Origin of the sequence: Aliiglaciecola sp. (assembly GCF_039982535.1) — a bacterium.
Classification (GTDB): domain Bacteria; phylum Pseudomonadota; class Gammaproteobacteria; order Enterobacterales; family Alteromonadaceae; genus Aliiglaciecola.
The window spans coordinates 75,685-101,110 of record NZ_JBDWYG010000039.1 but is presented as its reverse complement, the minus strand read 5'-3'; the positions used below and the strand labels follow the sequence as shown (position 1 = coordinate 101,110).

Annotated in this window: 25 protein-coding genes; 4 read left to right on the top strand and 21 right to left on the bottom strand. The window is 40.8% G+C overall.

The annotated features are described in order from the left end of the window. The first annotated feature begins 118 nt into the window (after nt 1-118). The gene (locus ABJV04_RS12115) at nt 119-2,971 is read left to right on the top strand and encodes a TonB-dependent receptor (protein WP_348491770.1); all 2,853 of its coding nucleotides are present in this window, start codon (nt 119-121) and stop codon (nt 2,969-2,971) included. Between the two features lie 27 nt (nt 2,972-2,998). Here the strand turns inward: ABJV04_RS12115 and ABJV04_RS12110 are convergent, their stop codons facing one another. Continuing rightward, a complete protein-coding gene (locus ABJV04_RS12110; RefSeq protein WP_348491769.1) occupies nt 2,999-3,466 on the bottom strand; it encodes a hypothetical protein in 468 nt (155 codons plus the stop codon). A gap of 117 nt (nt 3,467-3,583) precedes the next feature. Continuing rightward, nucleotides 3,584-6,196 (bottom strand): ATP-binding protein, encoded by a 2,613-nt coding sequence (locus tag ABJV04_RS12105; RefSeq protein ID WP_348491768.1) that lies wholly within the window; start codon nt 6,194-6,196, stop codon nt 3,584-3,586. Nucleotides 6,197-6,497: 301 nt separating this feature from the next. Here ABJV04_RS12105 and ABJV04_RS12100 point away from each other — a divergent pair, with 301 nt between their 5' ends. Then, nucleotides 6,498-6,686 carry a hypothetical protein gene (locus tag ABJV04_RS12100; RefSeq protein ID WP_348491767.1) on the top strand — a complete coding sequence of 63 codons (189 nt, stop codon included), beginning with the start codon at nt 6,498-6,500 and terminating at the stop codon, nt 6,684-6,686. Nucleotides 6,687-6,810: 124 nt separating this feature from the next. Here the strand turns inward: ABJV04_RS12100 and ABJV04_RS12095 are convergent, their stop codons facing one another. The 3 genes from ABJV04_RS12095 to ABJV04_RS12085 all read right to left on the bottom strand — a co-directional run bounded on the left by ABJV04_RS12095 (nt 6,811) and on the right by ABJV04_RS12085 (nt 10,536). Further along, nucleotides 6,811-8,001: an HD-GYP domain-containing protein gene (locus tag ABJV04_RS12095; RefSeq protein WP_348491766.1), complete on the bottom strand. Its 1,191-nt coding sequence runs from the start codon at nt 7,999-8,001 to the stop codon at nt 6,811-6,813. Between the two features lie 178 nt (nt 8,002-8,179). Continuing rightward, nucleotides 8,180-8,521, bottom strand: coding sequence for a methylated-DNA--[protein]-cysteine S-methyltransferase (locus tag ABJV04_RS12090; RefSeq protein WP_348491765.1), 342 nt, complete (start codon nt 8,519-8,521; stop codon nt 8,180-8,182). Nucleotides 8,522-8,541: 20 nt separating this feature from the next. Beyond that, entirely contained in the window at nt 8,542-10,536 is a 1,995-nt protein-coding gene (locus tag ABJV04_RS12085; RefSeq protein WP_348491764.1) for a tyrosine-type recombinase/integrase, read from the bottom strand. Between the two features lie 195 nt (nt 10,537-10,731). On the opposite strand from ABJV04_RS12085, the gene ABJV04_RS12080 reads away from it, so the two are divergent. Then, entirely contained in the window at nt 10,732-11,343 is a 612-nt protein-coding gene (locus ABJV04_RS12080) for a tRNA-uridine aminocarboxypropyltransferase (RefSeq protein WP_348491763.1), read from the top strand. A gap of 14 nt (nt 11,344-11,357) precedes the next feature. Here the strand turns inward: ABJV04_RS12080 and ABJV04_RS12075 are convergent, their stop codons facing one another. The 12 genes from ABJV04_RS12075 to ABJV04_RS12020 all read right to left on the bottom strand — a co-directional run bounded on the left by ABJV04_RS12075 (nt 11,358) and on the right by ABJV04_RS12020 (nt 18,319). Continuing rightward, complete coding sequence (locus tag ABJV04_RS12075) at nt 11,358-11,615, bottom strand: hypothetical protein (RefSeq protein ID WP_348491762.1); 258 nt, start codon at nt 11,613-11,615, stop codon at nt 11,358-11,360. Between the two features lie 21 nt (nt 11,616-11,636). After that, the gene (locus tag ABJV04_RS12070) at nt 11,637-12,587 is read right to left on the bottom strand and encodes an alpha/beta hydrolase (RefSeq protein WP_348491761.1); all 951 of its coding nucleotides are present in this window, start codon (nt 12,585-12,587) and stop codon (nt 11,637-11,639) included. A gap of 43 nt (nt 12,588-12,630) precedes the next feature. After that, on the bottom strand, nt 12,631-13,026 hold the full coding sequence (locus ABJV04_RS12065; RefSeq protein WP_348491760.1) for a DoxX-like family protein: 396 nt from the start codon (nt 13,024-13,026) through the stop codon (nt 12,631-12,633). Further along, entirely contained in the window at nt 13,017-13,424 is a 408-nt protein-coding gene (locus tag ABJV04_RS12060) for a hypothetical protein (protein WP_348491759.1), read from the bottom strand. The genes ABJV04_RS12065 and ABJV04_RS12060 overlap by 10 nt, the downstream gene beginning before the upstream one ends. A gap of 63 nt (nt 13,425-13,487) precedes the next feature. Continuing rightward, nucleotides 13,488-13,907: a DUF1801 domain-containing protein gene (locus ABJV04_RS12055; protein WP_348491758.1), complete on the bottom strand. Its 420-nt coding sequence runs from the start codon at nt 13,905-13,907 to the stop codon at nt 13,488-13,490. A gap of 66 nt (nt 13,908-13,973) precedes the next feature. Next, entirely contained in the window at nt 13,974-14,354 is a 381-nt protein-coding gene (locus tag ABJV04_RS12050; RefSeq protein ID WP_348491757.1) for an STAS/SEC14 domain-containing protein, read from the bottom strand. Nucleotides 14,355-14,510: 156 nt separating this feature from the next. Next, entirely contained in the window at nt 14,511-15,080 is a 570-nt protein-coding gene (locus tag ABJV04_RS12045) for a hypothetical protein (protein WP_348491756.1), read from the bottom strand. A 51-nt stretch (nt 15,081-15,131) separates the two neighbouring features. Beyond that, nucleotides 15,132-15,854 carry a divalent cation transporter gene (locus tag ABJV04_RS12040; RefSeq protein ID WP_348491755.1) on the bottom strand — a complete coding sequence of 241 codons (723 nt, stop codon included), beginning with the start codon at nt 15,852-15,854 and terminating at the stop codon, nt 15,132-15,134. Nucleotides 15,855-15,901: 47 nt separating this feature from the next. Further along, complete coding sequence (locus tag ABJV04_RS12035) at nt 15,902-16,105, bottom strand: DUF3565 domain-containing protein (protein ID WP_348491754.1); 204 nt, start codon at nt 16,103-16,105, stop codon at nt 15,902-15,904. 360 nt (nt 16,106-16,465) lie between these two features. Next, the gene (locus ABJV04_RS12030; protein WP_348491753.1) at nt 16,466-16,867 is read right to left on the bottom strand and encodes a VOC family protein; all 402 of its coding nucleotides are present in this window, start codon (nt 16,865-16,867) and stop codon (nt 16,466-16,468) included. A gap of 64 nt (nt 16,868-16,931) precedes the next feature. Then, nucleotides 16,932-17,195, bottom strand: a complete 264-nt coding sequence (locus ABJV04_RS12025; protein ID WP_348491752.1) for an RNA-binding protein — start codon at nt 17,193-17,195, stop codon at nt 16,932-16,934. A 212-nt stretch (nt 17,196-17,407) separates the two neighbouring features. After that, a complete protein-coding gene (locus ABJV04_RS12020) occupies nt 17,408-18,319 on the bottom strand; it encodes a sensor domain-containing diguanylate cyclase (protein ID WP_348491751.1) in 912 nt (303 codons plus the stop codon). A 384-nt stretch (nt 18,320-18,703) separates the two neighbouring features. Between ABJV04_RS12020 and ABJV04_RS12015 the strand changes: the two genes are divergently transcribed. Beyond that, nucleotides 18,704-21,058: a TonB-dependent receptor gene (locus ABJV04_RS12015; protein WP_348491750.1), complete on the top strand. Its 2,355-nt coding sequence runs from the start codon at nt 18,704-18,706 to the stop codon at nt 21,056-21,058. 90 nt (nt 21,059-21,148) lie between these two features. Here the strand turns inward: ABJV04_RS12015 and ABJV04_RS12010 are convergent, their stop codons facing one another. The 4 genes from ABJV04_RS12010 to ABJV04_RS11995 form a co-directional block, all read right to left on the bottom strand. After that, complete coding sequence (locus tag ABJV04_RS12010) at nt 21,149-21,631, bottom strand: DUF2165 family protein (RefSeq protein ID WP_348491749.1); 483 nt, start codon at nt 21,629-21,631, stop codon at nt 21,149-21,151. Between the two features lie 206 nt (nt 21,632-21,837). Continuing rightward, on the bottom strand, nt 21,838-23,490 hold the full coding sequence (locus tag ABJV04_RS12005; RefSeq protein ID WP_348491748.1) for a diguanylate cyclase: 1,653 nt from the start codon (nt 23,488-23,490) through the stop codon (nt 21,838-21,840). Nucleotides 23,491-23,499: 9 nt separating this feature from the next. Continuing rightward, nucleotides 23,500-23,895 (bottom strand): hypothetical protein, encoded by a 396-nt coding sequence (locus ABJV04_RS12000; RefSeq protein WP_348491747.1) that lies wholly within the window; start codon nt 23,893-23,895, stop codon nt 23,500-23,502. A gap of 41 nt (nt 23,896-23,936) precedes the next feature. Beyond that, the gene (locus ABJV04_RS11995) at nt 23,937-25,229 is read right to left on the bottom strand and encodes a hypothetical protein (protein ID WP_348491746.1); all 1,293 of its coding nucleotides are present in this window, start codon (nt 25,227-25,229) and stop codon (nt 23,937-23,939) included. Nucleotides 25,230-25,426: the final 197 nt, after the last annotated feature.

Here is a 25,426-nt window from a genome sequence, read left to right as displayed (position 1 = left end):
CTCCGCATGCTAAGGCATTATTTTGCTATTTTATAACCCTGGTAATAGTCGGCTATACATGGACTTAATCCTCATACACTGGTTATTTCATAGTATCTTTTTTTATGTACCCAACACTATGGCAAGTAGCATCATTCATGTGCAGCCAAATACCAATAGCAAACAATTCATTCAGATACAAAATAGCTCAATTGAAAATGCAATAAGGCAAATATCGGAAGTTTATCAAGTTCCTGTAGTGATCAATGGAAACAATGAAAAATCAGAAAAGAAAATCAATATAGAAGGATTATATAAGCTCAACGCAATCCTCAACAAAATTACCAAAAATAGTCTTTGGAAATACACTATAACAGCCTATGGCATTGAATTTACTCGAGTAGTTAAAGACGTTACCAACTCCGCGGCTGACAATATTGATGAAATTATAGTAACAGGTTTGCGCGCGTCTTTAGATAAAGCTAAGCAATTAAAAAGTCGCACTGTGGTAGTTTCAGATGCCTTGGTATCTGAGGATATGGCAAATTATCCTGATATTAATATGGCAGAATCCCTGCAAAGAATTCCTGGGGTGGTGATTACCCGTGAAGCAGGTGAAGGTCGTCAAGTCTCGCTGCGAGGGACCTCTCCTGATTTTACCTTAGTTACCATCAACGGCATGCCTGTACTTGCAAATAACGATTCGCCCATGGACAGTCGCGTGCAAAAACAACATGATCGCTCTTTGGATTTCAATGTGTTTTCGTCTGAACTATTTAGTCAAGCGCAAGTACTTAAATCATATAGTGCAGAGCAAACGACCGGAGGACTAGCGGGCACATTAGCATTACAAACTAACCGGCCGTTTGACCAAAAGGGGTTTCATTTTGTGGTTGCTCCCCAACTCGGCAACAATGAATATACTGATAAGGCCGCACCGCGTGTAACGGGTTTAATTTCAAATACGAGGGGGAATTGGGGCGCTTTGCTTTCGGCATCAGAGGGACGTCGATTTGTAGAAGAGCGCGGAGCAAATACGATTCGATGGCGAGCAATTGAACCTAGCGGAATATCACTAACCTCTTTGTCTCCTGAAATTCAAAAGGCCTTTGCGAACAATGAAGTCATAATGCCACGGGGTAATCGTTATTCTTTATGGCAAAGTGAACAAAAAAGGCAAGGGTTAAACTTGTCAGTTGAATACCAAGGTAACAAAGCTTTAGCTCGTGTAGACGTTCTGTACGCCGTTTTAAGCGCAAACAGAAATGAGTTCCATCTTTATCCACGGGGCGATCAATCAACACCGATAATACCTGGTACAACCGAATTCGTTGATGCTCAATTAAATGCCAATAACGAACTGGTATACAGTGTATTCAGTAATGCAAGAGTGGCAACTGAAAGTCGCGCGCAAAGTACCAAAACAACCTATAACCAAACTGTATTTAATAGTTCAATAAACCTATCGGAAAAATGGTCATTAGATTTACTATTAGGATTAGAAAAATCTAACTTTGAGATTCCCACAAGTAATAAAATTTATACGCAAGGCACGTCAGATATTAGTATCGATTACCGCACTGACCGCTTTTTTGCCGATATTAAATATGGCAGCGACCTTAAACAGCAAAGCCTTTGGGAAATGCGAGAAATCGATTTAGAGGAGTATTTTGCAACAACCCAATATCAACATGGCAAAGTGGCCCTAAATTACCAAGCTTCACCAAACCTTCTATGGCAATGGGGACTTGAAAGCACTACCTTTGACACCCGAACATTATCAATATATCAAAATGATTTATTGTTAGACCTATGGTCAACTACCGCACAGTATTTACCCAACAAACATACTTTATTAGTAGATTCTCACCCCAACGTGGGTTGGCTAGGCTTACAAACCCACGATGCTATTCAATACTTTGGCATTGATCCTTATTCATTAACTAACAATGTCGGATTGATTGAACGATTTGAAGATAACTTAAAAGAAAAAAAATCATCTGCTTTTGTTACATTAAAGTGGCAACACAAAGAGTTTTTAGTGGTGGTGGGCAGTCGTTACCAACAAGAAATAACAAATAGTGGGAAAAACTTTTCTAGTAAAAATACTGGTAGCAAACATGTTAACTGGTTACCAACTATGAATGTAGTTTGGCGACCAGCGTTACCTTATACATTTAGATTCAGTTTGTCTCGCAATTTAGCGAACCCTTCACTTGATGATTTGAAAGACTATGCCGAATATGACCCTATAGACAACGTTATCTATGCCTCAAATCAAGACCTGCACCCCTATGCCTCAACTAATATTGACGCATCTATAGAATGGGAAGCAAACGATCATATGGCATTGTCAGTAACGCCTTTCTTTAAATCAATTAATGACTTTATTACACCACAAGCAAGATCTTTAACCTTCGCTGAAACGGGGCTAGAAAACACATGGCAAGCTAGCGGACTTTCTGACAACTCCTCCATTACACTAGTTACCAATCAAAATGCAGAATCTGTTTCTTTGTTTGGCTTTGAAACTATGTTGCGTTATGAATGGTCGTATTTAACCTCTATTTGGCAACACGTGGGTATAATCGGCCACTTCAACTATACCCATGGAACTAAGGGGTACAACAATAACGATGGGCAGTTTTTGTTTAAGAAGGCATTGCCTTATTTATCAAAAAAAACTGCCGCTGCGACTTTGTATTACGATGATAAAACCCTAAGTGGACGAATATCAGTGTCCTATCGAGATAATTATATCCATCAAGTCAACCCTATGACCTTGCAAGACGAAGATGAAACAGGTTTTCATTCCACTATGTATATTGATGCTAGTTTTAGCTGGCAGTTGAATCCACAATGGCAGTTCACCGTGGAAGCACAAAATCTCAGCAATGAACGAGAAGAACAATATAGTGACTCTGCAAATAGAGCATATAACTCAACCACTAGTGGTCGTACATTTTACCTAGGATTAGTGTATCAATATTAGACTCATTTAGTGCCAATGAGTCGACTATTACAAACACCTTTGGTGCTTGTATTTATTCTCACTTGCTTCTCTAATTAAGCGTTTTACATTGGCTATTTTAGGCATAAAACCTTCAATTTTTTGGTATTCATCGCGGTGACTGATTCTGCCTAGTACGCCTTTTTTCGCAAATAATCGCAACTCGTCTTTTAACTGCTCATTAATGGATTGGATCTCAGTTAGGCTTTGATTTTGTACCTCAATGTTTTGTTTTTTAAATTTACTAACAAAGCATTGGCATAAATCGACACTTTCAGTTTTACTGGTTTTACCATCGAATAAACCCACAAGTTCTTCACCGCTAATATCATTAACTACCTGAAATTGAGCCATATAATTTACAATGGAATGTTCGCTTTTGTCTCGGCAGTTGCTGTATAGACTATCAATTGTTATATGTTTGCTGCATGCAGTCAGCAGGGTAGTGATTAACAATATAAAGACCAGTACTTTCACCTTATTTCCTTGTTTTAAGCCTTAGGATTGCTTGTCGAGATTAGGTCTAGATTGAGCTTAGACTAAACTTAAATTGGGTCTAAACTGCAGTATAACTAAATGAATCGGGTACACGAGTTAATGGTTATCCGCGCAGGTCTCTCTCATTAGTTGTTTTAATTGATTGAGGCTGTCTATTGCATTGCTAAAGTGCTCTTGGGTAACGTTATCTTCGACTTGTTTCGCCAGTTCACTAATACGGTCAAAACCATAACTGCCAGCAGAGCCTTTTAATTTATGCATGAGCTGCTGCACTTGATGCCAGTCTTGCTGGTCAGCTGCGGCTTGCATGTCGGCAATTTTTGACTCAAAACTATTTTTATAGTCTTCTATTAACCGTTCAAACTCGTTACTAGGCTGGGTATCTTGCTGTGCAATTTGATTGTAGGTTTTTAAATCCATTAACTCGGTTAACTTTGCATAGAAGGCTTCGGTCTTAATGGGTTTACCAAAGTGTGCCGTTGCGCCAGCTTGCATCACTTGTTGAATACTTTCGCTGTCGACATTAGCGGTCAGCATTAAAATAGGGCATTGCACTCCAAACTCTAACAATCGCTGAGTGGTTTCTAAGCCGTCCATATCAGGCATTTGCATGTCCATTAATATCAACTCAAATCGATGCTGTTTAGCCAGTTCTAGGGCTTCAAAACCGCTACTTGCTAAACTCATTTTCACACCGGTTTTTCTTAGTAAATAAGCCACTAATTGTAAATTATCTTGGTTATCGTCCACACACAGAATATGGCCTGACAATCGTGGGATTTCCACGTTGTTGTGGCGATACTCCATGGCAATGTCGTCCGCCTCTTTTTGCGAGGTTAACATAGCTCTGTTGTGAGCTTCAGCCCAAGGGAGATACACAGCAAATTGGCTGCCTTCTCCTTCTTGCGAGGTCACTTTGATGTGCCCGCCCATAATTTCAATCAGCTGTTTACTGATATATAACCCCAGTCCTGTACCGCCGTATTTACGATTAATCGCTGAGCTACCTTGAGAAAACGCAGTAAACAAACGTAATTGTTGCTCTTCACTCATGCCCACGCCACTGTCAGAGACCACAAAAATCAGACGTCGTTTATAACTATCAAAATAAACCTGTAATTCCACTTTCCCTTCGTCGGTAAACTTAATGGCGTTGTTGCATAAATTAAGCAATATTTGTTTTAGGCGAGTAGGATCGGTGTTGATAAAGCGCGGCAAAGGGAAGTGCAGTTGCAAATTAAACTCTAAGCTTTTTTCTGCGGCAAAACGGCGCATGTAGGATTGAACTTCATTTAACAAACTCACGGTACAGGTATCGATATTTTGCAGGTGAATTTTTCCCGCCTCGATCTTCGATAGGTCGAGTACATCGTTGATAATATTAAGCAGGTATTGGCCACTACTGTTAATTGCTTGAGTCGCTTGTTGCTTCTCCTGATGACTTGCTTGTGCATCATCTAGCACTTGGGTATATCCAATGATGGAATTTAATGGTGTGCGTATTTCGTGACTGACATTGGCTAAAAAGCGGTTTTTTGCCTCATTGGCAGACTTCGCCAACTCTTGTTCTTTTTGCACAATTTCAATTTGATATTTGGCTTTATTGGTTTGCCTAATTTCTTCAGCCTGATCCTTTATCTTTTGTTCACGCTCCATAACAGCGTGTTGCATATTGCCAAACTCTAGGGCTAATTCACCTAACTCACTTTTCTCAGAGACCTGAATGGTTTCACTGTACTTACCACTGGCGACCAATTTAGCAGCATCAAGCAAACGCCCCACAGGTCGGGTAATACTGCGGGCAATGTAATACGAGCCCATCACCGCCAACAATAAGCCCACGGCAAAAAACGGCAGCAACTCAAGCATAAACTGCCGCAAAGTTTTCAGCCATGACTGAATCGAATCTTGTAATACCACCACAAACTGTCGTCGATTATCTTCAAACAGCATAAATGGCAGTAATACAGTGTCATGGGTGTCTACAGTTTGAAACTCAATTGAGCGACTTTGGTCTGGCAGCATTACACTGCTTTTGGTAATGGCTTGATTGAGGAATTCATCGTTATTTATTGTCGATAAGGGCAGTAATGCCTGATTGTCACTAACAACCGCCAGGTTAATATCTAAAGAAATTAGGCTTTTAATACGGTCAAACAAACTTAAATTGAGTTTTTTCCCCATAATCAGCCAACCAATGACGCCGGGCGCTCGAATCGGTTCAGCGGAAACTAAAAAGGGTTGCTCCCCCATCATAGTGATCCAGGCTTGGTGTTTTTGCTCGTCACTTAATTCTCGACCCAAGGCCTGTACAACTTCATCGTCTTCACCTCCGTATTGGGAGATAAGGGTAAACTTCTTGTCTAACACCAAAGCAACGTCGGCATCAATACGACTACCAAAATTAAATAAAATTGTGCGGATTGATTCTGAATCTTCCCCTTGACCAATTGCGCTGCGCAGAGCCCAGTCTTTAGAAACCGTTTCGACGTTAAGATCAAGTTGGGACTTCGCGTTTGCCAGTTCATTCAAAAATACATTACGGCCGACACTCAAACGAGATAGAAACTGACGTTCGGCTTGATTATAAGCCGCGTTATAAATACTCAGAAGGGTTAACGCAAATACCATACTAAAAAGGCTCACCACTAATACAAAAATTTTGATTTGTAGTGGGGTCCAGATTAAATGTTTGCGTTTACTTAGCATTGGTTTCAATTTAAACCTAATCAGTTAATAAATAATCAAGATGTTGAAAATCAACAGGCCTTTCAACTCATCGGTAACAGACTCTAACAAAATGACCCGAACCATTATGAATTACTTTCAGGTAATTCAGTGTAGATTTGACCGATTCTGTCAGACTTTTTGACAGCCCCCCTAAAACCTACCTCCCCTTAGAAAGCTCAACTCTATGTTTTTAAACAAGATTAAAAACATGGTTCGATTTATGCTGTATAAGAAAAGTACAGTTTTTTTGATTGGTAACCCCAGAAGTATCAGGTGATGTATGTCTTGTTTAACTCGTAAGTTGCAACAAAATTTAACACGTTATGTCAAAAAGCACAGCGCTTATATAGCAGATAAGCCAGTGGCAAGTGTAAAAGAAGAGTTAGTAGATAAAGGCCTGTGTCCTTCGCACATTACTGATGATCAGATGCGCGAGATATTGCGATGTGCTTATGGCAACGATAGATAATTAGATAGTTAGATAAATAGATAAATAGATAACAAGTACCTAGCCATCAAGTTTAGAAAATGGTTATGATGTTGTCGGTTAATTCAACCACAGTCCTGTGAGTGTTATCTATCTGCACGTCAAGTTATATGGCAATGTGCTGGTCAAAGTAGCGATTAAAATCAATATCAAACTGACTAGGCTTCACGCCTTTTTCTACTTTCATTTGACTCTGCGCTAAATCAATATCTTTTATAGGTAAGTAGTTTTGGGTGCGAGCAGAATAAAACACTTTAACGACAGGCTTTAAAGGGGCAGATTCATTACTTGCCACCACCATACCAACCTGTTCATTATTTAATTTCACTAAGCTACCTACAGGATAAACACCCACGCACTTAATAAACATCTGCACAAGAGGCAGATCGTATTTAACGGGTGAGTCGCCCAAAAGTATTTTTAGCGCTTTTTGGGAAGACATTCCTGATTTATAACACCGGTCGGCAGTTATGGCGTCATAGGTATCTACGATTGCTATCATGCGACCATACTTACTAATTTCTTCACCACGTAAACCTTCAGGATAACCATACCCATCTAGACGCTCATGGTGCTCTGACATTATTTTAATAATATGTTCTGGCAGCCCTATTTCTTCTAAGGTTTGTATGCCATGAAAAACATGATCACGCATAATATTCATTTCGGGATCGGTCAGGCGGCCAGGTTTATGCAAAATACTATCTGGAATTTTAATTTTACCAATATCGTGTAAAAAGCCAGCCAGAGCCAGCTCTTGCACTTCTATTTCTGGCAACTCGATAAATTGCGCAAAGTTGGCTAACAAAATGGCCACGTTAAGCGAGTGTTCTAGCAAATAACTATCTTTTTCACGTATTTTAGTTAAGCACATCAATGCATTGGGGTTTCGGTCGATAGAACCAACCAACTGCTCAGTAAATTCTTTAGGTAGCTTTAAATCAACTGGTAAGCCTTTGGCTACCAATTTGAGCATCCTATTTTGAATCACTTTACCTTTTTCATGTAATTGCTTAGCTACTGCAATTTCTGCATCAAAGGTAATATGCCCTTTAGAGGAGCGGGGATCTTGTGCTTGAGAAGATAAGGTGGTGTCGACGTCAGACTCGGGCTCGGGTGTGAACTCCTTGCTAGGATCGATAAGAAGTCGAACAATGCCTTTTTTTCTAAGTTGGCTAACAATAGCGCGCTTGGTAACCTTTCCTTGGCTTTTAATTTTCATATTGCCACGCTGTTCAACTATCGCTTGAACGAACATACCTGGCTTTAATTCATCAATTGAAATTTCTTTTAACACGCTTCAAAAGCTCGATGATTAAAATACATACACTTAAACATAAACTACACCGCCGTTTGGCACAAGAAAACTCTATGTAATCTTTAAAATTATCAAATGTTTATAGCAATCAGATATGCGTCATATTGAATGCTTTTCGAACACGCTTTTAATAGCAACGCAGCAAGCTACATTGGCATTAGTAATTCAATTTAAATAGCAGCTCAGCCAGATCAGGTTGCCATTGAAACGTTTTCAATTTCACTCTGTTATTAAAAACAGCAACATTCTCTTGTTGCAATAAGCCTATTTGCAAATTGGACTTTTCACTTTGCGCCGGAAACGCAATTTTACCATCTGAGCGAAGTACTCGGTGCCAAGGCACCTGCAGTGAATCGGGCGCATAACCTAAGGCTTTACCTACTAAACGGGCTCGTCCAGGCAATCCCGCCAAATCAGCAATTTGACCATAACTGGCCACTCTACCGACTGGAATTTGCAATACTGTATTCCAAATCTGCTGATGATACTGATGATTCACGTTACGATTCTATTGACCAGTCACGCTAACGGATATTGCAAATTCAATTGTTCGACATCCACAGGCTCACCACGTCGGTTAACTTGGCGATACAAACTAAGTTCATTAGGGCTTACGAAACCAGCCACCTGCTCTAAATCATTTAGTCTTGCTCCTTGGGCGACTAAAAAGGTTAGGTAAGTATGACGCAACGCTCCAATTGAAAACTGCTCAGCAAAAGCCAAACCGGCATCATGGGCAATATTTATCATCATTTGATCAAGCTGCTGAGCATCAAGTCTTCCCCCCAATAGTAAACTGTCTTCAGCTTGATTGGCCTGCAAGTTTTGAATAATCTGTATACACTCTGGGCTAGCGGGAACGCTTCTAGCGTATTCACCGGAAATTTGTAAAGATTGCGTTTCTATATCGATATCTTGAACTTTAAGGTTAAGCAATTCACTGGGACTGACACCATTTAAAATCAACGAAATAGCCAACTTCCCATCACGATTCGCGACTTTATATAAACTGCCACATTCCGCTTCAGATAATAAACGAGCCGCACTTGGCGTGTTGGCTTGAGCCAATTGCAAAGGTGCTTGTTGGTGACCTAACTGCGCCTGCTTTTGTTGCTCTAAGGCTTGCTGTGCTGCCACTTGCTGCTCTAAGGTTAATCCTGAAGAAGGAGGAACCACATTATAACTTGTCATGGTAGGTGCAGGTGTTTTTTGGCGATGAATGAAGCTGAATATCAGCAACGCAAATAAACTTACCAATACTGCTGCAGCAAGTGCGATGGCTGAATCACGCCAGTAATTCGGTGATATGGGGTAAGTGGGAACAAAAGGTTGCTCAAGAACATTAATTTTGGCTTGAAACGGCTTTTGAACTTCCGTTTCTACTAGTTGATCTTTCAATTGCTGAGCTTGTTCTTGCAACTGACTCAAAGAACGATTTAATCGACCATATTCTTTTAATTTTTGGTTAAAAACAAGAGCCTCTTTGCCCAGTTCATCTAACTGAATTTCCAATTGTTTTTGCTTCTGCTCAGAGGCAACAACTGTACGTTGCAGGTCTTCTACAAATCTCTTTTGGCTTTCTGCCGCCTCAACTTCGTATCGAGTTTTCAACTCTTGTAGTCGACGTTTTTTATTCACAATACTAGGATCTAATTCCATGTATTCAGCAGTATATCGTTGTGATAACTCGTAAAGCTCTGCTTCACTATCTTTGATGGTACTGCGTATGCCGTCTAATCTTCTTTTATCTCCAGGATGAATAACTGAGTCACCTTGGGCGATACTCAGTTTTACGCTTTCTAATGTTGCAGTGGCTTCTGTTTGTTGGGTTTCTGCAGTATCTAACGCTGCGCCCATACTCTTAATTTTAGATAGCGCGCGATTTTCATCACGCTCCATAGAAATAATGTTATTTTCTTCGCTGTACTGCTCAACTAAATCTCGTTGTTCAAGAATCTTCTGTTCCAACGCCAGAAGCTTTTCCTGCCCTAATGATAGATCTTCTACTGTGTTTTCTTCCGTTTCCTCTTCTAATCTAGCCAGATATAAAGCCAGCCATTGTTCGAGTACCGGTTGTAAATGGTTTCTATTTTCACCCGTTGTGAATAAGTTAATAATCCGACTGTCTAGGTGCTCTTCGGTAGACACCATTTGAGCCAGCTCTTCAGTAGTAAAATTGAGCGAATACTCGTCTGCAAGTTGCACACGTAAACCATCGAGGATTCGGTTACTAGTAAGACGTTTATTGTTGAGGGTGATTTGCTCCTCAGGTACCGCAGTTTGTTGATTATTAAGCTGTTGGGCATAGCTAAAGTGAATTATCGCTTGGCTTTGATAAATAGGTGAACGGCTCCATATCCAAATCATAGCCACCACAAAAACCAGTAAAAAGCTGATACTCAATACCCACCATTTTTGTTTTTGCAGTTTTTTACTTTCTTCCTCAGAGCGCCTATCCGAACTTTCCGTTCCGAACTGTGGTGGGATCACTTCCACGTTTTCACTAAATGACATGTTTTATATCCATATTCCTTAAACGTACGCCTGACAATAAAACAAACACACGAAGATTTTTATACCTAATAGATTATCAGCTATAGTAAGGCTCTGCGACTGATATTAAGTTCCCCAAAAAATAACTTGGGAGGCCAATACTAGATACTAAAACCTTAACCCATTTGATGACAAGCTGTTACGGAAAAACCTGCAATGAAAAAACGCTGTATTTGTCCCCATTGTAATTACCCCCAAACGGTATGCATTTGTGCATTTATCAATGAAGTCGAAGTTCCATTACAAATAACCATATTACAACATCCCCTAGAGTCTAAACACGGCAAAAATACAGCAAGATTGCTTCCATTGTGTATAGAAAATTCGGAAATTCTAATAGGCGAGAATGAACAAGATTTTGCCGACGTGAAAGAACCAGTTATCAGTACTTTTCAGAATACCTGGGTTTTGTACCCCAACACAGATAGTCAGCCACTAGAAGAGCACAAAACACACTATCCCAACACGCTTCCCGATAGGTTAATCGTGATTGATGCCACTTGGCGGAAAGCGACAAAAATGTGGCAGTTAAATCCATGGTTACATGAATTACCAAGCTGGCATTTTAATACCTTACCGCAGAATCAATACCGTATTCGTAAATCTAAACTTGAACATAGTCTGTCTTCACTAGAAGCTACGGCTCACGCACTAAAGCTTATTTACAATACAGACACCCAACCTCTGTTAACCTTATTCGACGCTATGCAAAAACAGCAGGAAAAGCACACGCCATCACACCACTTAAACAACAGATTCAAGGTTTAAAGCAATTAGAGTAATTACTTTTGACGTTTAAAATGAAACCATTTTGGCAGCCTACCGACTATAACAACATAGTAGGCAAAGATTCCTAAAGCAGAAAAAATTACACCACTGACTCCCGGCTCCTGCCAATTACCAATCCAAAGACAGTAAATAGAAAACGCAATCACCAAAAGGGTAGGGGATGCAACTAGGGCTATCATTACACGCACGTTAGCGGGTATTTTCCCAACCGCTGGCTTGTGATCATTTGAGGTGGATGAGTTTTCTGTCATATTTTACCTTCTTAAATCATTTTAGGGCTGCAGAAAATCAATCACACTCTTCACCGTAGAGTCAGGATCTTCTTCGTGGGGAACATGACCAAGGGTAGCAAAAATAACCAACTCACTGTTTTCAATTTCTTCTTGAAAACGTCTTCCCAAATCAACGGGAATAAGGCGATCTTCTTGTCCCCAAATAATTAAGGTAGGCTGTTTAATCTCAGGAATTCGGTTAATTAAATCGTTAGGCTGAGTTTGTGCAAAGCGCGCTTCTAATGCCTGCCTGTTACCCTCGCGAGTGGTTAATTGATAATAACGATCAACCAATTCAGGAGTTACTTTACGTGGGTCACCATAAACGTTTTTGACACTTTTCACCACTAAACTGCGGGGCAACATGTCGCCTATTAAAAATTTAAGCAGTGGTTTTTGAGAAATGGTGAAGGCTAAAGGTACCGAAGTAGATTGATACGGATATCCACTGGCATCTACTAAAATGAGCTTTTCTACCCGTTGCGGATAAAACACCGCTGTTGCCCAAGAAATATAACCTCCTAAAGAATTTCCAGCCAAAACAAAACGCTCAACACCTAGATTGTCCATTACATCAATAACGGTCTGGCTATATTGCTCAATAGAATAATCATTTTGCGGATTAGGACCGGTTAAACCAAACCCAGGCAAATCAAAACGTATAACTCTGCGCTGAGATTTTAATGTTTGTGCCCACCCTTCCCAGGTGTGCAAAGAAGCACTGGTGCCATGGAGTAAAACGATTGGCAGAGGATCATTTTTAGGGCCTTCATCCCGCAAATGAATTTGCATGCCGTCAACATCAATAAGTTGCGAAGGAGGTGGAGCCCATTTAGGTGCAAGTTCAGCAACAGTTCTATCAGGTTGTTGGAAGAGAATAAATAGCACTGCATATATAGCCACCAGCAGCAGAAGTAGCGACCCTAACAATGTTGCTAATCGTTTAATCATTTACTATTCCATACTGCTTTCGTGATCATATAACGTGTCTTCTTTAGGTTATGTTTGTCTGTTTACGCTGAGCATTTTTCAGCAATACAACACTCAATACGATTAAGGGAATATTGGTTGTTACCGGGTTAAATGCCGCCACAGCCACTTGTGGAACAAAAATAATGGTGAAAACCAACAAAGCTACCAAATTTAGAGCGCTAAAATAAATGAGTAGGAGATTTTTGTAAAACAAAATTAAGGCGACACCCAAAATGACTTCAGCAAAGCCAGCAATCTGGGTAATAATCAAACTGTTTTGGGCGTTAAAGCCTAGCGCTGCGGTGATCACTTTTTCCACAGGATCTACATGCAATAGTTTAGGAACTAAGCCGTGATATATCCAAGCTAAACCTAGGGTGATTCTAGCTAGCTGTACAAGGGATAAATTTAACAACATTCAAGCTGTTCAAAACGCAGTTTTTTGCGATACAGATAGATAGAAATGAGCAATGGTAAAGGGCAGATAAGAGCAAAAACTGGGTCCCAATCCATGAAAAATAGAGTACAGAGTACGCAGCCTACGGCCCCGCAGATTAAATGAAAACGGTAGAACGAGATACTGTCTTCATAGGCGTCAGGAAACACTAATTTCAGCTGCAACTGAAACACGCCCCACACCCCAACTGAACTCAAAATAACGCCAAACACAATCAAATAGCCAATATCAAAACCACGGCTGATCATCTGCATTCCAGTGATAAACCCAGAATTAATAACGCTGATCCAAATAGCTACCACCGCGCAAAATCCCCCAAGGGATTCTATCAAAAATACCTTTTTGTTAGTTTTTTTCACCTTGAATCGGGCTCACTTATCTATCTACTCTGACAGAAATACTAGCACGCAAAAACCAAGGTTTTAACACCCTAATAGTGGTAAATGTTTAATTTTGTGGTACTTGAGAGTTAGTTCAATGCAGTGGGATAACACGGTTTCAGGCAACGCCATGTTTAATGGCAGCGCAATAGCGCGACGACCAACGAAATTTAATTGGTCGGCGTAGAGCTCTTTGCAGGTTTCTATTAATTTAGTTTGGCAGTTTACATAAATAAAAATAAAGTCTGGTTCCCTCGGCTTCCAATCCATTCGTAATGTACTGCCACTCTTGCAAAGGTAACTAGGCTCTCCCCACTTTAAGGTCTCTTCAAGATTTTTGACCTCAGGGCAGCGAGTTGCCACCTGCAAAATAAGCTCACGCAAAGCGAACAAGGCTTCTCGCGGTTTTGCTGGGTAACAAGCAATGAGATCCAACACCGGTTGCCCTGGAGTAAACATCATAATTTTCCTAAATTGACGTTAAATACTCATAATATACAAGGCATTGAAACCATTGCACTAAACAAATTAGGAGCCTAACCATTCCATTGCGGCTTGCGCATCATCAAAGAACTTAATCTCGCCTGAGATAAACCAACTGCCTAGTTTTGCAGCATGTTGCTGCCATTTTTGGTTACCGTAGATGGCAATTTTTTGAAATTCATTATTGTGTTTTAAGCCTAGTTTGAAATCGTCCCAGGCCGCTCTTAATTCCCAACCCTCTAATTCAGTTGCATCAATGAATGCATTAACTTTAGGCTCTTTTACTTGTGCCAAAGCGCCATCGATCATAGGGGTTATGATTTCATAATCTTCATGGGTTAACTTTCCCACTGCTTGCATAGATAAGAAAAAAGTTTTATCAACGCGCTCAATACCAATAGATAAACCGTGTTTTTTAAAAGACATAATTATGACTCCAAGAATTAGGTTTGAAATATAAGTAGAGTGATTCTACTAACCTGATTACAACACGTTAGTACTTGGGTCTTTTTGATTGAAATCAAACATTGAGGGGTATTTAGCAGTCATGTTTGATTTCACTGATGTTTAAAACCACAAAGACTACTGGCAATTTACCACTACAGATAACGCTTCTTTCCAAGCTAACTCAGAGTCAAAATTATCAATAAGTCCTGCACTATGGGGTTGCTCAGTAAAGGCTCCCATACCATGTTGAATCATGTAGGTTGGGAAGTAACGTGGTTGACCTAGTTGTTTCAACGTCTCACACATACCAGCATTATCAGAGGTTTTCTGGGTAACACTCGCTAAAAATGAATCTAGAGCGGGTTTCTCAATATCGCCAAAAGCATTCATTCTCAATACCATTATAGCCTGATGTGCGGAACGATCTGCGACCCTTCGGGTGTCAAAATAACCATAGCTCATGGCGACTAGATATAAATCGGATGCCTTATCAACTTCCCCTTGGTCCATACAGGCGGTTAACCCCAAAAACAAATCCGCAGTGGAGTGGGACGAACTCACTTCATTCATGCCAACACAACCCAAGGTGGTGCTAGGTTGCAAATTGCCTTGAGCTTCATAATTTGTGGTGTTAGGAGTGTCGGTTGTCTGGCAGGCTGACAAACACAATAACAGTACACTTATCACTATTCTTTTAATTTCCATGGGCAACTTCTTTGTAGTTAAATAATTCATATAAACGGGAGTTAAGGGTGATTAACTCGCACTCACCACCATGTCACTAAACAGCGCAAGGCAAAAACCAAATACAGCCCCCAAAGGTGGAGCCCAGTGTTTATCCAAACGTGATTGCGGAGCAATATCTTGGAATATGATGTACAAAATGCCACCTGAAGCAAACAGCATAATTGCCCCTAACACCCCTTGGTAATCTGACAGGAAAATATAACCAACGAGTCCAGCAATAGGACCTAAGGGAATTAACCCTGCCATAGTCAAAAGGGTTTTGCTCGATTTATTGCCATTTTTATTATTGATTTCACGATAGCTATTAAAGCCCTCAGGAAGGTTTTGTAGACCAATAAAAATCGCTAACAAAGGCGCGACTGGAGAGCCAAGGGCCACAAGGCCGCCCAACGCAACAGCTTCGGGAATGTAGTCCAGCATCATTCCCATAAGTTGTGGTGAATCCTGCTTTTTTAAGCCTAGGCGTCGTTCAATGAAAAAGAAAACAAAGCCGCCCAACAGCACAATAGGAATTGAAAACAGCGAACCTTGCATGTTGGCTATACCTTCAGGTACTAATACTACTGCAACAGCGCCTAGTAAAATACCACCACCAAAAGCAATCACTGAATGGCGAACTTCTCGCTCAATCCAAAGCGGCCGTATATGGTCAAAAGTGGCCAAAAATCCACCTATAAGTATGCAGCTTCCAGATAAACCGGTAAGCAAGACAATGGTTAAAATTTCAGACATTTGATTCCTACAAACCTATAAAAACAGATCAAAGACTTAGGTAAATGTTAATTATCTTTTGGTTCATTCCTATCACATTTTTTGCAGTCCAACATGAAGCCTAACTTGGCGTTTCTTCCCGATACTGTTTGAACCCATGGTCGGTTCGTCCAAGGCGGAGAATGTCTAACGTGTTGGTTATGACCACAGTCTAGCTCAGCTACCCAATGATCTTCATCATCTTGGTGATACCCCGAAATTGCGCGCTTCATTTTGTCTATCAACTTGTTAAAAATTGCTCATCAAAGTTTAAAATAGCATTAGAATCAGTCCGCCTACGAACATAATTCCATAATATTTAGTGCCAGATGGAAAATGCGACAATAGCCAGAAGTAAAGCATGGATAATATAGCTAACACTAAACTATAAAATAGCGTATGCAAAATAGATGAAGTAGAAATAAGACCAATAAAAATTAACGGCAAAGTAAACAAAAGTGTGGGAGGGGTGGGTTTATCTACAACGTCATGCAACTTCAATGCGGCGAGTAGTAAAAACAATTTAATAATTAAAAACATTGTTACTCATCCTTGTGTACTGGGTATTAAACCAAAAACTAATTATGATTGTTTTACTTTACTTCAATCAAATCCAACTTGTTACCATACAAATCTTGAAACACTACCACAGTGCCATAGAGCTCTTCCCGAGGTTGCTCATCAAAGACCACACCTTTGGCTAGCATCTGCTGATAGTCTCGCCAAAAATCATCTGTTTGAATAATCAAAAAAACGCTGCCTCCAGCTTGATTTCCCACAGCAGCGAGTTGTTGTTCTGACCCAGCTTTGAGCAATAACAAATTACAGCCTTGGGAGTTCGCGGGAGAGACCTGCACAAACCTTTGCCCCTCCCCCATATCGATGTTTTGAACGATTTGAAAATTTAACTTATCCGTATAAAAGTCGATTGCTTCGGCATAACTTTTCACCAGCAACGCTACACTCGTTAATTGTTGTTTAACCGACTGACTCATTCCATAATTCCATTTTGTTGATTACATATCACTAAGCAGACACCTAACGATTAAACTTGTTTTATTATTCGGGTGTTTGATCTAGGTTTTTATCTTCCGCTCGTTTTACTCGTATTTTATTACCACCGACCATTTTATAATTTAAGTTTGTGATCGCAGCTTTAGCTTCTCCGGCTTTAGGCATTTCCACAAACCCGAAGCCTTTAGATATACCACTGTCTTGATCAATCACTAAACTACAAGATTGCACCTTACCAAACTCCTCGAACAAACGTTTTAATTCATCTTCGCTGGTTGTTCGATCTAAATTACGTACTAAAATTTTCATGTAGGTTTCCTAAAAGCGCGGTTAATTGAGGATTCACTTCAGCATATTCAAGTTGAAGCTTAGTACTTTGCAGAATAGCAAAACGCTGTACCCAGCTAGGCTAATTAGGCAAATAGTTGAGAAATTATAACACCGATAAAAAACAACATCGGCTTTAAAAAATCGCCTCACATAAAATAGTCACCTTTACGGGTACTAAATTTATTATGAACCTAGGAATAGATTTGGTTTCTGCCATTTTTTTTCGCCATATAAAGCAAATCATCGGTACGACGAATAAGCTCGCTGACGTTATTTTCTTTACTCGGAAAGGTGGAATAAATTCCCACACTGGCGGTTAAGGTAGGGCTAGTCGGTGAGTTTTCATTGAGTATATTAAGGGAGCGAATTTGTTTGAGTAATTCATTGAGCAACCCCTTGGCTTGCTGCAAATTTGTATCTCCATAAACGATTGCAAACTCCTCACCACCATAACGAGCACAAATATCACTGGGCCTAAGTGCGTAGTTTTGTAATATTTTGCCTATGGATTTTAAACACTTATCGCCAACTTGATGTCCATAACTATCATTCAATAATTTGAAGTAGTCCAAATCAATCATGGCAAGACAAATGGGCATGTTGTGACGATGACACCGTTCCCACTCACTTTCGATAAACTCATTAAAATGACGACGATTTGCAATTCCCGTCAACTCATCAATACGGGATAGTTTTAATACCTTTTCTTCGGCTAATTTTCGCTCTGTAATATTTTGATGGGTGATTACAAAGTAGCTCGCGTCCGATATGCGAAAAGGAGACACCCGCATCATAAACCAGCGCGGTTCATCAGGGCTGTGACAGGGATATTCTAGATAAAAAAGCGATGAACGCTGCTCGATAACACTTCGAATTCCATCCCCGGCATTTGCCCCAAAATCATCACCCGCTCCGGCGGCTTTATCACAAACCTCTAAATAATTAACGCCACGCCAATCATGTCCTACCGTACACTCATTATTGTTACCAAAGGCTGACCAACTTCGATTGACGTATTTAATGTCTCCAGCTTCATCAATTACGACAATATGTTCAGTAATCGAGTCGAGAACTAAGCTCAAGAATTCAAATGAATCTTCCACTCTCCACTCCCCAAAAGTATTAATAATTCACCTCTATTCTAGAGGCCAGAAATGCCGTTTTTTTTAATATAAGCGGTTGTTACGTCAGATAGACTAAAATTGTTCAATGAATTGAAAAAGTCACTCAACATTATCTGTGGAGCACGGAGACTAGCAAACAATGCATACAAGAGCAAAATAGCCAGGTTTTGCGCCAAAGGAAAGATAAAACAGGTTATATCAAACCAAAAAAATCCAACTTTAAGGTAATATAAGTTTATGAATTTTATATTAAATTCATGGATAAAAGATATACCACCATATCCGTTAATGTAGAAATTGATATAATGAGCCGCCGTCCAATTGGATGAGCAGCTTATGATTAACGTTAATCTTGGAACACTTATGACTACCCACACAGCACGTACAAATCACTTTCGTAAAAAAACAATTTTCCTAGCCATAAAAGGTATTTTTATGGCAGCTTCAGGACTAACACTCCTTCCTTCACAAGCACTTGCTCAAGTAACAAATACAGAGGAAGAAACTCTCGAAGTTGTTACCGTAACCGCCCGTAAAAAGGTCGAATCAATTCAAGATATCCCTGGCGTTGTAAATGTTCTCAACAACAAACAACTTCGAGCAAATGGTACTGCAGATGCCCAAGCCTTAGCACTAAATACCCCCGGGCTTATATATAGTGAGACCTATGCTGGTGCCTCATCTCCGAGAATCACCATTCGCGGAGTAGGCGATGATGACTTCAACCCAAATGGTTCTTCATCAGCCGCCATTCATGTAAATGGCGTCTACCAAGGCACAAATGGCTTATTAAACGGCCAGTATTTTGATATTGATAGAGTAGAGGTATTGAAGGGACCTCAAGGCACATTATACGGTCGTAATGCCACCGCCGGTGCAGTAAACATCTTAACCAATCGACCTGATATAGATTTTGGTGGATACCTAGACTTAGATGTTGGCAACTACGGTTTATTTCGTGGTGAAGGCGCAGTTAACCTTCCTATTTCTGATGATTTTCTAGTACGCATTGCTGGCTTGTATGAGTCTTCAGATGGTTTCTATGAACACTTGGGCACGGGCCCTGGAACAGGTTACACCTACTCAGAAGGTACAATCACTCCGCAACAAGCTGTTGCAGCCCAAGGAGACTGGGGCGGAGCTGATCGTGTTTCAGCTCGTGTGACCGCAGAATGGACAGTATCAGACAGCACCTTAGTTACAGCGAAAGTGACTATGGGGGAAGATAATTCTGAATTAGCCATACCTGACGTAACGGCTGATAACTGGGTGGAATATACGAATTCGGCAGCATTTTTTCTTGATCCCCAAGATCCAGCGTTAGTGGATTTTGCTAATGCATTAGACAACGACCCATTCACGGTATACTCCAATATGTTACCTAAACTAGACTCTGAGCAATTTGGCGCGAACCTACAAATTGAACATGAGTTTTCCTCAGGTACAACGGGAACTGTTTTAATCGGTTATGAGTCACTTGACCGTGACTATACGACCTCAGATAACCTGCCATTTGCCGTAGCTGATTATCTATTTAGAAATGAATTTTCCCAATTCACCGTTGAAGCTCGCCTTGCAGGCAGTTATTCAGAAAAAGTTAATTGGTTACTTGGTGCATTCAGTTTGCAAGATGAAGTGGATTTTGGCACCAACCTATTGTTCTTGAATTCAGGTTTATGGCAGACCGATGTACAAACAGATTATGTGCAAGAACGTGACTCATTGGGCTTGTTCGCGTCATCAGACTGGACGCCAGTAGAGTGGTTTACACTAGAAACCGGTATTCGTTACTCTTCAGATGAAGTGACGTTTGAAGGACAAACACAAAACCTTGACCCCTATGGCGTTTACGGCACAGCTCCCACGTTCTTCCCTGCAGGAGAAGTGTATATTGGCGTGCCAATTGACCCATCATCACCTTTAGTATTCAACGAATCCTTAGATGATAGTGAGGTGACTTGGAAAGTTAGTGGAATCTTTACTCCGGCAAAACAGTGGCGACTCTACGCAACTGTTAGCACAGGTTATAAAGCTGGCGGCTTTGACGGCTCAACCATATTGACTGCAGAAGAAGCGCTACCTATTGATTCAGAAACCTTAGTAGCCTATGAAGTGGGCTCTAAATATCGTTCAGACGACGGGTTACTTTCCGCTGAAGCTAACCTTTTTTATTATGATTTTTCTGACTATCAATCTACCGCAACCTTATTTGTAGCAGGTGCAAGTACTAACGTTCGCGCTAACGTCTCAGATGCGACAATTCAAGGCGCAGAGTTTGCCCTAACTTTATCTCCTATCGATGGACTCGATATTCGAGCTGGAGCTGCATTTATTGAATCGGAAATAAATAACTTCCAAGGTGAAGACACCACCATTGAAGGCAATGACTTACCCTTTTCTCCTGACCTCTCGTGGAATCTAGCCGTAGTTTATGCCACCGCCATAAATGATGACTTTATGCTGCGTACGCAAATTGATGCAAGCAATACAGGCGAGCATTATCAAACAATCAATAACAATGACCAAGTGGATTCATACACCATAGCCAATGGACGAGTCGCTTTGGAAACTGAAGATTGGGAAGTTGCATTATGGGTGAGAAATTTGACTGACGAAGATTACAATGTTGGATTTTTCCCGACAACAGGATTAACCCCTGACACCTTCCTAAAGGGTGCTCCTCGTACCTATGGTGTGAATCTACTTATGCACTTCTAAATAAGGTTTACCCCAACTAAAGGTAAATTTTATGACTCTATTAAGGCGATATGTACTTTTATATCGCCTTTTTTAGTGCCAAAACTAAAGCTAATCCTTTAATGCGACAAAAATCGAAATCAGCGAAATCATCCCAGCATAACGAAAAGCAGAACCTAATACCGGAGCTAACATGGTCTCTGATCGCCATAGCTCAAACCAGCTTTCAGCGATAATTATAAAACCACCGAACAACATAATAATTGCCACTGCACAGCCGGTTAAGGCAATTTGTTTCGCCGCATTATAGACACTACTATTGGCACCTTGTGCTTTCCACATGCGGATTGAACCTATGGTGCACATAACGCCAGTAGTCAGCTTTGCCCCCAAAATAAATAGCGCGCCTATCCAAACAACGATAAGGTTTGAGGTGGCTTGCCAACTTTCTGAGCCGTCAGGAATGGTAATCATCGATGTCGCCATTTTCACAGCAGCCAATGTACCATCCCAATCGATTAAGTTATGCAAAGCCCCTACAAAACCCCAAATTGCAACGGTAAGAATCATGATTGACTTAGCTCGTCTCAACATAAAAAATCCCTCTTATAGTCAGGTTTGGCTTTCTCTATGAAAGCTGAGATTTCGCCTAAAAACTTAAGCAACACCGTTCGCTGATTTGCCTAAGTCTTTTTCTAAAGCATAGACTATATTGAAGAATCCCATGAATAGCGCATAAAGATTGAGTTGATAAATAAATCTGCGATCTTGATGATGTAAGTGCTGTTAAACCATCGTCCTTAGTATTTTTTAGGGTACGCCATCGCGTATGTGTTTTTCCCTGTTCGTTTAACTTTATACATACTGGTATCTGCCATATCGAGTATGGTGACGCGGTCATTTGAATGTATTGGAGCACAAGCGATGCCAATACTGGCTCCCACCTGTACCTTAGTCCCATCTTTTAAAACAATTGGCGCACATACAGAAGCCATAATGGCATCCGCTACAACGGTTAAAGCCTCATCACTCGGGCCAATATCACGCAGGGCAACGACAAACTCATCGCCACCAAGTCTTCCAACCAAATCAGTTGAGCGGCGCACCGCTTTTTTCATACGCAATGCGCATTCGATTAAAACCTTATCACCCGCTTCATGACCGTATTGATCATTGATCTGTTTAAAGCCATCTAAATCGATACACAAGACACTGACTTCCGTGGTGTTAATTCGGCATTCATCCAAAAACCGCTCGATAATGGTATGACTTGACGCACGATTATTTAACCCAGTGAGAGCATCATGATCAGCTTCGTAACGAACAGCAGTTTCGAGACTCTTACGCTCGGTGATATCATACATAACTCCTTCAGTAGTTATTGGTATGACACTATCTGTTTCCGGGGGACTAGTATGGACAGAAATTAAACAATGTACCCAACGATGCTCATCCCCTTCTTGAACCAACTCAAGGTCACCCGATACAGTCTCACCAGTTTGAATAGACTTTTGGACCATGGCTCGGACTTTATCCGGTTGCCCAAATACCCGCTCAATAAAGTTATCATGCTTGAGTTTTTGCATCATCGATAAAGGCATACCAACAACTTTCGAGACTGTAGGGTTGCTATTTATTAAGCAACCATTTTGGTCTAGTACAAAAATTCCCGCGCTGCTGGAATCAAATATTTGACGATATTGTGCTTCCATTAACTCTATCTCATGTCGCAACTCTCGCTCACGATTTAACGCTATGGCATTTGCATCTAACAACTCATTGGCACTATTTATCAAAATACCTATCTCATCCCCACGGTGCAGAGAAGGTGTGTCTAAGCGCTCATGAGATCCCGCCGGCATTAGCCGTAACTGTTCCGCCAAACGTGTTATTGGACGAGAAACCAAAGACGCCACTACTGCATAGATAAGGATTGCTACTAACACGGTTTGTCCAACCATCATCCAGGCCATGGTTAGTGCTTCTTGTTTTGCAGACTTAGCGATGAGATCTTGGTGAGCATAAATATGCAACACACCAACAGTTTCAGTTTCATCAAATGGCGAATACAAGACTTGTTTCACATAGGTATTCGGATTGACATCCAAATTTTCTAAACTGGACGATTCAGCTCGAGGATTTTGCGCTAAAATATCACCATTAACAGCCTCAACCTGCACCATAGCAACCAAGGAATTACGTGCTAGACCATCGACCACTTCAGCGAGTAAAACGGAATCAGATGCAAAAGCCCCAATAGCAACGGTCTTTTCAACAGCTTGAGCTAGATCGGTCAATGTAGCTTGGCTAGTGGAAATGCCGCGCAGTTCACCTAAATGATAGGCAAACAAACCCGCTGTAACTGAAAAAATTACAGCTCCTAAAATAATGATTAACTGTAGGCGAGTTTGTAAACCTGCGAATAGGCCAAATCTGCGTTTACTTTCATTCAAGGAAGCTCCTTAATCCTTAAGGACTAAAATTGTTCGTAACGAATTATCTTCTGGCGCTTTGCTTAACCAACCAATTCCACTTGGGTTACGCTTTAGTATTTCAATCATTGCTTTTTCATTCGGCAATGGTTGTGGTGGCATGCTTTGGCCTGAAAACATTAGGCGAGACCAATAGCTATTCACCTGTGACATGCTCCATCCTGTCAGCGCTTTATAAAAATCGGCACTATTAGGATCGTCTCTAGGTAAATCAAAGACCAATGCAAAATCGCCATTTGGAAACCCCCTGCTGCGGCCCATAAATAGGTTCACCACTTCTTTTTTTGTCATACTTTCTTGAGGATTGCTGCCATGCACAACTATATAGAAATCAGCGTACGCCATTCTGCCAAACAAAATTAGCATCAAGAATATTGCATACTGTAACCTTGTTCTAAATAGTGAGTTCAAAATACAAAATCCACCAGCACACTGTATACGTCTGCATTTGTTGGTTCTAATGTACCGTTTGCCCATAACCTAGCGCCATACTCATCAACACTCACCTGATCCCATTGCACTTTCAGCGCCATGTTATGACGGAAGTCCCAACGAGCCCCCAATGAAATAGAATGTTGGTTAGCCCCTGAATTATTGACGGCTAATGCGGATGCGGAAGCTATAGCTTGGGCTTGAAATGCACCCGCTTCTCCCAAAATGGGCGTCAATGGTGTTACCCAATCAGGTGCCGAAACAGGTAACTTTGGTGTTGATATACGACTATAACCAGCCAAAAGTGTAACCGAGCCAATGCGTTTTCCAATACCTGCATACCCAGCAGTAAAGCGCGTGGTTGGATGACCAGTAACCTTAGTCACCTCAAAGGTCCATAACCAATCTAACAAGTCGTAATTCATAGCAAAAGAATGATAAATGCCATGGGAGTCAGTGTTATCTAATCGAGATTGAAAGTTTTCGACTTGGCTGACGACCTCGGGAATAGGTACCGAAGCCATAGAATCTAGGCCTTCGAGTAAGGGTGTTAAGATAGTTGGATTGCTTGCTAATCCCGCATAAGCAAGCCCTAAGCGTACCGTTAAGCCATTAGATTCACGAGAAACAGTGAGGCCATAAACGGGTTTAATTGTGGTTCGGCCATCAAAGGCCAAATCACCACTATGTGAACGACCAGCATAAGCTTTAAAACGCCAAAAGCTATCATCAAATTGCATATCTTTGTTGATATCAATGCCATCAAGATAGTGAGGTAAGGAGCCATAGAACTCAACGGGAGGCCGTACAAATGAATATGCAAATCCAACATTTCGGTAATCTGCAGCTAAAAAAGCGTCAATGTTGACTCGCCCAACTCGCATAGTTAAGTCTGGTAAAGGTCGGTATGCAGCAAATGCCCACTCTATAGCATCACTAGCTGGCGTATAACTAGACCGGCGCTTTAAAACAAATTGCCCAACTAGTTCAAATTGTGCGGTAGGCGCATAATTAAATTGCAGCCCCAATCGAGAGTCAATATCTCCCCGTAAGCCTCCATCATTGGACGGTTGAGAAATATCGCGCCTAAAACCCCAACCATCAGGTGCATCCGTACTAGTCAAACCTAAGGTGCCAAAACCACTGATCCGTAGCGCAGACCCGCTGCCATCGAGAGTCTGGGCAAACAAAGTCCCACCTTGAAAAATCAACGCGACAAGACATAGGGTATGCAGCACTAAACCTGTGCAAAACTTAATTCTAAACATTAAAATGCTCTCTCGACAAAATATCATCAAACTGAAAATTGTGTAAAAAGTAGATTTTCTAACAAAAGGCTGTCAGATAAATGTTAGGTGAAAATAGTTTTAATAAAACAAGCATGTCTAAAATCTCGTTAAAATCCCTTAACTCAACAAACCTATACACTTAGAATAGCACAACAAAAAACAAGCAAAAAAATATT